Raw genomic sequence first — 6,793 nt, forward strand, 5'->3', positions numbered from 1 at the left:
TCCGAGCGCAGGCCTGAGAACTCATGGTGCACCACGATCCTCTGAAGGAAGGAGTCGTGGACTCGGATCCTGACCATTGGCACAATCGCAGGAGTGCCGGCAAGGATGAGCATGGCGAGGTTCTTGGAGTCCATGTGGAAGCTCATGAGCATCTGAAACTCATGGAGGAGTTCGTGGCGCAGATAGTGGGCCTCATCGACGATGGTCACCCGCGTCTTTTCCTTCTGCACGCTCCTTCTGGACCAGACTATCGTGAAGATCAGTCCGCTCGCTATTCTACCCTGCATATACGGGGAAGAATCGTGCAATTTGACGATATTCGCCGACCACCGGATGCAGCAACTCGCCGCTCCACATTCCTCACATGGCCAGTTCTGTTTTTCGCGTGGTCCTCTCTGCGACTGGGCTAGTCAGCGCGTGTTCTGCCACGGCGTCGCTCCGGGGTCAGTGTATAATGGGCATTGGACCTCGCAAGGCGAAACCCGCATTCTCGGGCATTCGACAATGCCACATCACGCCGCCCAGGAGGAGAGACTTCGTGGCGAATCCATTAACATTCTACGAGTTCTTCGCAGGGGCAGGGCTGGCCAGGCTCGGGCTCGGAACCGACTGGCGCTGTGTTTGGGCGAACGACATAGATCCGCGCAAAGCCGAAGTCTATACCGCCAATTTCGGAGCTGCCGACCTGCATATAGGTGACGTCTCGGAGATCCGCGCTGAATCGTTGCCTCCCCGAGCCGACATGGCATGGGCGTCATTCCCCTGTCAGGACCTATCGCTGGCCGGCTGGCGTCATGGCATGACGGCCCGGAGAAGCGGAACCTTCTGGGCCTTCTGGCGCATGATGCGCGACCTATACGACAATGCTGACCGCCCGCCCGTCATTGCATTAGAGAACGTAGTGGGGCTCCTGTATGGTGATAGCTTCCTGGGGCTGTGTGAGTCATTGGCAGCACTGGGCCTGCAGTTCGGAGCTGTCGTTGTGGATGCCAAACGCTTCCTCCCGCAGTCCAGACCGAGAGTGTTCGTAATCGCCGCGGATTCGAGAGTAGATTGCGGTCGCTTTGTTGAGTCGACGCCTTCCCAATCAGACTGGTTCACCAGCCCTGTGCTGCTGGCTGCAGCGCAGTTGCCTGAGTCCATTGCCAGCCTCTGGCGTTGGTGGAAGCTGCCCGTGCCACAGGCCCCAGTGGCGCCGCTTCAAACGATGATCGAGGATCTCCCTGAGGCTCAGTGGCATGCGCGCGAGGAGACCGAGCGCCTGCTCGGGATGATGTCTCCGCTGAACCGGGCAAAGGTGGAGCAGGCTGCGTCTCAGCCTGGCAGAACAGTGGGCCTTCTTTACAGACGTACTAGAGCAGGCGGACAGCGAGCGGAGGTCCGGTTCGACGGAATAGCCGGCTGCCTGAGAACTCCGCAGGGAGGATCGAGCAGACAGACCGTGGTGGTTGCAGACTGCGGCGCGGTTCGCACCAGGCTGCTCGCCCCTCGGGAGGCCGCCAGGCTGATGGGCGTCCCTGATTCATACTGGCTGCCGCCAAATTACAACAACTCATATCGGGCGATGGGGGATGCAGTTGCTGTGCCGGTAGTGCAGTGGCTATCAAAGCACCTTCTGCTCCCTCTTGCTGAGGCCTGCGCAGCCGAACAGTGCGGCATTAGGGGAGCATCCATTGGTCAGTCCAATCAGGCGTCATTGTCGCGATCAGCTGCCGAAAAACTGGCAGTCACATGGACGAGATCGCATTGGGGTAAATCTGACGACTCTGAAACAGCTTCCAGCTACGCTGAGCGACTGGTACGAGAGTGAGTGCCCGAATGCCGACGAGGAGCCGAGGAGATACGTGATCTGTGCCGGGCTGGCAGTCTTGGAGCAGATGAGAAACACATTTCCCATACGGGAAAGCGACTATATCACCGATGGCAATCAGGTAAAAGCCAGCGGAACCCTCATCAAGTCCATACTGAAGCGTTACGGGGAAAGACGCACTCTCTCAACTGAGGGCGGTCGGACCACAAGGGGAACTCGGCGAGCACAGTAGAGCGAGGATAGCGGGCATGCTCCGGGCTCTTCTGGAGGAGTACAACCGGCGCGTTGCAGCAGTCGAGACCGATACGTCAATTCAGATCATCGTACCGGACAGGCTGTAGGGTGGACTAGGCATACCTCCACCGCACCTCACCAGGGCCCGTTTCCGTGGCTTCCGGTCACGCGCCTCTGGGAGCGCCGCCGTGGGCCCCAAGCAATGCCAACTCGTTGAGCAGTCGGGCGATGTCAGCATCTGCCTGGCACTCCCACACCACCCTGACTCTCCATCCCATCTTCTCCAACTCACTCCATTCTGCCTGATCCCGTTCCTTGTTCCGCGTCAGCTTGCGCGTCCAGTAGCTCTGATTCGTCGCAGGAATGCGAGTGCGCTTACAGCCATGAACATGCCAGAAGCAGCCGTTCACGAATATGGCCATTTCATACCTGGGCAGCACAATGTCGGGTTTACCTGGCAGGTCAGCGCGATGAAGCCGATACCTGTACCCCGCCCTGTGAAGCGCACGCCTTACACGCATCTCAGGCGACGTGTCGCGCGACTTCACCTGCGCCATGATCCAGCTCCTGGTATCGTGATCAAATGTGTCGCTCATTGACGTCCTCCTCGACTCTAGGTTCGCCCCACACGCGCGCTGGCCTCTCGCCCACCAGACCCACCTGCTGCTAACGATACGACGATAGGTTCCGCACGCACGAGCCTATGAGGACGGTATTCTCTCATAGTGGGCGTGGTTCCTACTGTAATATGTAATACTGCGCACCACTTCTGTCCCTCACCGAATACCCCCGGATTATCGCAGGAGGTGTATCAAGCCTCCCGGAGAATCAAGGTGCGCACGCGCCAAGGCGCCGCCGTCTGCTGGTCCCCTTCGACAGCTGAGTGGACTGCCTGGCGCGAGGCCGACTGGAGGAGATTAGCGATGCGCCGAACTCTGCCGCTGACAGCTCTTCTGTTGATGATCCTAGCAGTACCGGCAATCATGCAGGCTGCACATTCACCGCTGTCCGTCGCGTCGCTAGAGCCGGGACTGGAGTGCGTTTGGGCGCTCCAGAAGCCGAAGGGTCCCGTTGCGCTGATGGCGTGGTGGACAGATGACACTGGGGCGCCTATCGATCCTGGCAGTCTCGATGGCTTTAGCATCATGCCTGCTTCTCAGCTTGTGGAGGCATCGTCGGGAATCGCCATGTACGATGCCGCGGGCAACCTGCTTCATATGGTTACAATAGGCACACGCCCGGAGTTCACGGAAACGCCTGGTGTTGCTGATACAGCCCTCATGGGGCTGGTTTGGAATCTTGTTCGCGATGCGAATGGAACGGTATCCGAGGTTTCGATCGCCGCGCCTGATGGCACGCCCATCGGTTCTATTGAGTACACACGCGATGCTACTGCAAATACCGTGACAGAGACATGGCGCGATGCGAAACCGCAAGTCCGGGCAAGTGTGGTCTGCCATTACGATAGCGCAGGGCGACTCGCGTCTCGAATACTCCATGTTCCAGGGGAGCCGCATAGCACGTATGAGGAATTCGTCTACATGTGGGACCAACCTGAGGCGACAGAGGCAGTTCGAGTTGTACCCATTGGCGCCCCACACCCAGGAACAAGGAGCACAAGGTACTATGTGAACACCTCCGGACTGATCACAGCCGCAGAGGTGACTGATTCGGGAGACGCGCCAACCGAAGGTCCGGATGACGACAATAGCCCACAGCCAGTTGAAGCTGCCAGTGCGGCCCGCAGATATGAGTATTCCTACTTGCTCGACTCAAGTGGAAACTGGATCAGACGCGACTGCCAACTACAGGTGGAAGGAGGCGATAGCCAAGAGACTGTGGAGACGATAGTACGCACTATCGCGTACTACTCGCCGCAGGACCTCGCCTCAGCGTCAGTGCCCGCGTCAGCATCGGCATTCACGTCGGCGTCCGCATCGGCCCTGCCCTCGGCCTTCTCAGGGAGGGTCGTGGATCCATCGGGCGCGGCCATAGAAGGCGTGTCCATAGCGCTCCAGGCCGATTCCGCCCCCATATCCACGAGCGCAGATGGAGGCTGGCGCGCAAGCGAGTTCACCATCACTCCTGCAAAGGAAGGCTGGGCTTTCGTCCCCGAGGTATTGAAGACGTCGCGAGCTGCGGATGATATGGGCTTCATAGGGACGTATTCCGCATCTGGCCGTGTCACTGATGAAAATGGGCAGGCAGTGGAAGGCGTGGCCATTTCGTTCACGAATGGCTGGCCTGCGGTCGCCACGGGCAGCGACGGCAGGTGGACCATCAGCGGGCTCCACGGTCAGATCGTTGCTTCGCCGTACAAGAAGGGCTGGCGGTTCTCGCCCTCCACGCAAAGCCTAGAAGGGCCGTCGAGAGATTCCGACTTTGCTGGGGAATTGGTGCAGTTCACCGCCAGTGGATGCATTGTCAACCCCAGCGACATCGGGGTCGATGGCATCCTCCTTGAGCTCAGCAGCCCATATTCATCGGCCACATCCGACACGTTCGGCTACTGGCAGCAGGACGATCTTGAGGGCAGTGTAGTCGTGAGGCCAAGCAGCCAATGGTTCACGTTCACGCCATCCCAAGCAGTGGTAACGAAGCAATCACCCGAGGCGGTTTTCACCGCGACGCACCGAGTGCTCTGCGACTATTTCAACTACGACTGGCTCTTCGGATCGCCATCGGTTGCAGGCACTCCAGCAGTCACGCGATGGGAGGACAAGTTCAGCCACTCCTGGGGATCTGGAAACCCGGCGCCAGCCATCAACTCCAACTGTTTCTCAGCCCGCTTCACAGCTCAGGTCCCGCTTAACTCTGGCGCCTATGAGTTCACCGTTGTATCCGACGACGGTGCAAGGATGTGGATTGATGGCACACTGGTAGTTGACGCCTGGTACGCGCAGGACGACGGCCGGCATGTAGCGCGAAGGCATATGTCTCAGGGAGTGCACAAGATCGAGATTCACTACTTTGAACGATGGGGAGAGGCTTATCTGAATGTGGAATGGAAAAAGCAGTAGAGTGAAGCCGAGGCTCATTCACACAATCCAGTCGACGCAGCCATGGAAACAGTCGGCGTAGCCAAGAGCCTATTTGTTCTTGTGGTCCCGGGCGCGTCCTCTTAAGCAGTTGAGTATGTATCCATTGCTGACCCGCGAGAGCCCTTGAACATAGGTCCATGCTGGATCGATCTTTCTCATAGGTAGGATGCTCGGGATCTTGCTCTGCATTCGATCAAGCCGCAGATCTGTTTCGACTACCTCTATGAGCTTGACGTTGTGTTTCAGGCTCAGGCTTGACTTGATGTGGTCCCTCGTCTGCCTGTTCGCAAGCTCAACTTCACTGGGAAACTGCGGCGTTGTCTCGTAGTGTTGCTGACCATTGAACTCGAACACAACACCTACTGTGTACTCCCTATCACACTCAAGGCGCCCCATGGTGCTGGCACTATCAAGGTGAGGGGGGCGGCTGTTGTCGAAGAAATCATGCGTGATTATCATCAGATCCAACCATTTCTTCATGATGCACTCGCCTCTCGCGAACGCACGATCCCGCTCTTCCTCCAGCATCTGCACCATAACGACCTGCAGTGGATCAGGAACGGTTGCCACAGGAATGCTGCACCCCTTCTCAGATAGCATGATCAGCCATCCAGCTGCCTCAAGCGCTCTGCATTCCCTCTCCACGATATCTCTGCGCGTGGAGACGATCCGGCCGAGCGTGGTGATGGAACGGGGCTGCATTCGATCAATTGCCTGATACACCGCCTTGGACTGTAGGCTAAGGCCTGGAGCAACGAGCAACTGCGATAGTACCCATCCCCCTATCCGTCCTCCAATCAACATGATATCCTCCCCGATCACAGCAATGTCGTCAGCATGTTAGCACGATTGGGAAGTTGCTGGAATCGCCCATGGTGACTAGCCCCCACGGTGATTTCGTGGTCAGACCCACGCGCCATCCCCGAAACCCGCGACAGGCATGTGCAGGCACACGCGATGGAAGGCACGCGGGCGGATGTGGGCGTAGACGTAGGCGTGGGCGTAGGCGTGGGCGTAGGCGTGGGCGTAGGCGTGGGCGTAGGCGTGGGCGTAGGCGTGGGCGTGGGCGTAGGCGTGGGCGTAGGCGTGGGCGTAGGCGTGGGCGTGAGCGTAGGCGTGGGCGTAGGCGTGGGCGTAGGCGTGGGCGTGAGCGTAGGCGTGGGCGTAGGCGTGGGCGTGAGCGTAGGCGTGGGTGCACGGGTGTATGCGAACACAGGACCCTCCATCAATGCGAATGGAGCAGCTTGTACGGAATTCGTACTGCGATGGCCGGAGAGCTGTACGGAAAGCGTACTGCTCTCCGGGCAAAACCGCCATAAGGTCGCCGTGATCGTACATATTTTTCCATTATGTTAGTGCTTTACATACATATTGGGGCTTTCGGGGCCTTAATGTGCGTATCGCACCGCCTTCGCACCCGACCGCTGGCGAATTCCGCAGACCGCAGTACGGAATCCGTACTGGTCACACCCGAAACCAGTACGAATTCCGTACTGCGTCAGGCAACGCCTGACGTTTCCATCTAGTGCGCGTCTCACGTCGTGCGCGTCTCACGTCGTGCGCGTCTCACGTGGTGCGCGTCTCACGTCGTGCGCGTCTCACGTGGTGCGCGTCTCACGTCGTGCGCGTCTCACGTCGTGCGCATCTCACGTCGTGCGCATCTCACGTCGTGCGCGTCTCACGTCGTGCGCGTCTCACGTCGTGCGCA

At 58.9% G+C, this 6,793-nt stretch carries 7 protein-coding genes; 3 read left to right on the top strand and 4 right to left on the bottom strand.

From position 1 onward, the window contains the following. A partial coding sequence (locus VB144_13690; protein MEA4884678.1) for a hypothetical protein occupies positions 1–287 on the bottom strand: 287 nt, incomplete at its 3' end. A gap of 251 nt (positions 288–538) precedes the next feature. Here VB144_13690 and VB144_13695 point away from each other — a divergent pair. Next, the gene (locus tag VB144_13695; protein MEA4884679.1) at positions 539–1,810 is read left to right on the top strand and encodes a DNA cytosine methyltransferase; all 1,272 of its coding nucleotides are present in this window, start codon (positions 539–541) and stop codon (positions 1,808–1,810) included. Positions 1,811–1,844: 34 nt separating this feature from the next. Beyond that, on the top strand, positions 1,845–2,042 hold the full coding sequence (locus VB144_13700) for a DUF4928 family protein (GenBank protein ID MEA4884680.1): 198 nt from the start codon (positions 1,845–1,847) through the stop codon (positions 2,040–2,042). 166 nt (positions 2,043–2,208) lie between these two features. Here VB144_13700 and vsr read toward each other — a convergent pair whose 3' ends face one another. Further along, positions 2,209–2,640 carry a DNA mismatch endonuclease Vsr gene (gene vsr / locus VB144_13705; protein ID MEA4884681.1) on the bottom strand — a complete coding sequence of 144 codons (432 nt, stop codon included), beginning with the start codon at positions 2,638–2,640 and terminating at the stop codon, positions 2,209–2,211. Between the two features lie 327 nt (positions 2,641–2,967). Between vsr and VB144_13710 the strand changes: the two genes are divergently transcribed. Next, positions 2,968–5,064 carry a PA14 domain-containing protein gene (locus VB144_13710; protein MEA4884682.1) on the top strand — a complete coding sequence of 699 codons (2,097 nt, stop codon included), beginning with the start codon at positions 2,968–2,970 and terminating at the stop codon, positions 5,062–5,064. Positions 5,065–5,133: 69 nt separating this feature from the next. On the opposite strand, the gene VB144_13715 is transcribed toward VB144_13710, so the two are convergent. After that, positions 5,134–5,886, bottom strand: a complete 753-nt coding sequence (locus VB144_13715; protein ID MEA4884683.1) for a hypothetical protein — start codon at positions 5,884–5,886, stop codon at positions 5,134–5,136. Between the two features lie 102 nt (positions 5,887–5,988). Further along, the gene (locus VB144_13720) at positions 5,989–6,423 is read right to left on the bottom strand and encodes a hypothetical protein (GenBank protein MEA4884684.1); all 435 of its coding nucleotides are present in this window, start codon (positions 6,421–6,423) and stop codon (positions 5,989–5,991) included. Between the last annotated feature and the right edge of the window lie 370 nt (positions 6,424–6,793).

It is taken from the genome of Clostridia bacterium, from assembly GCA_034926675.1.
Lineage (GTDB): Bacteria > Bacillota > DTU025 > DTU025 > DTU025 > JAYFQW01.

What these genes read in the sequence shown, in the direction of transcription:
- vsr (MEA4884681.1), bottom strand. Translation starts at nt 2,640, where the DNA reads ATGAGCGACACATTTGATCACGATACCAGGAGCTGGATCATGGCGCAG.
- VB144_13710 (MEA4884682.1), top strand. Translation starts at nt 2,968, where the DNA reads ATGCGCCGAACTCTGCCGCTGACAGCTCTTCTGTTGATGATCCTAGCA.
- VB144_13720 (MEA4884684.1), bottom strand. Translation starts at nt 6,423, where the DNA reads ATGTACGATCACGGCGACCTTATGGCGGTTTTGCCCGGAGAGCAGTAC.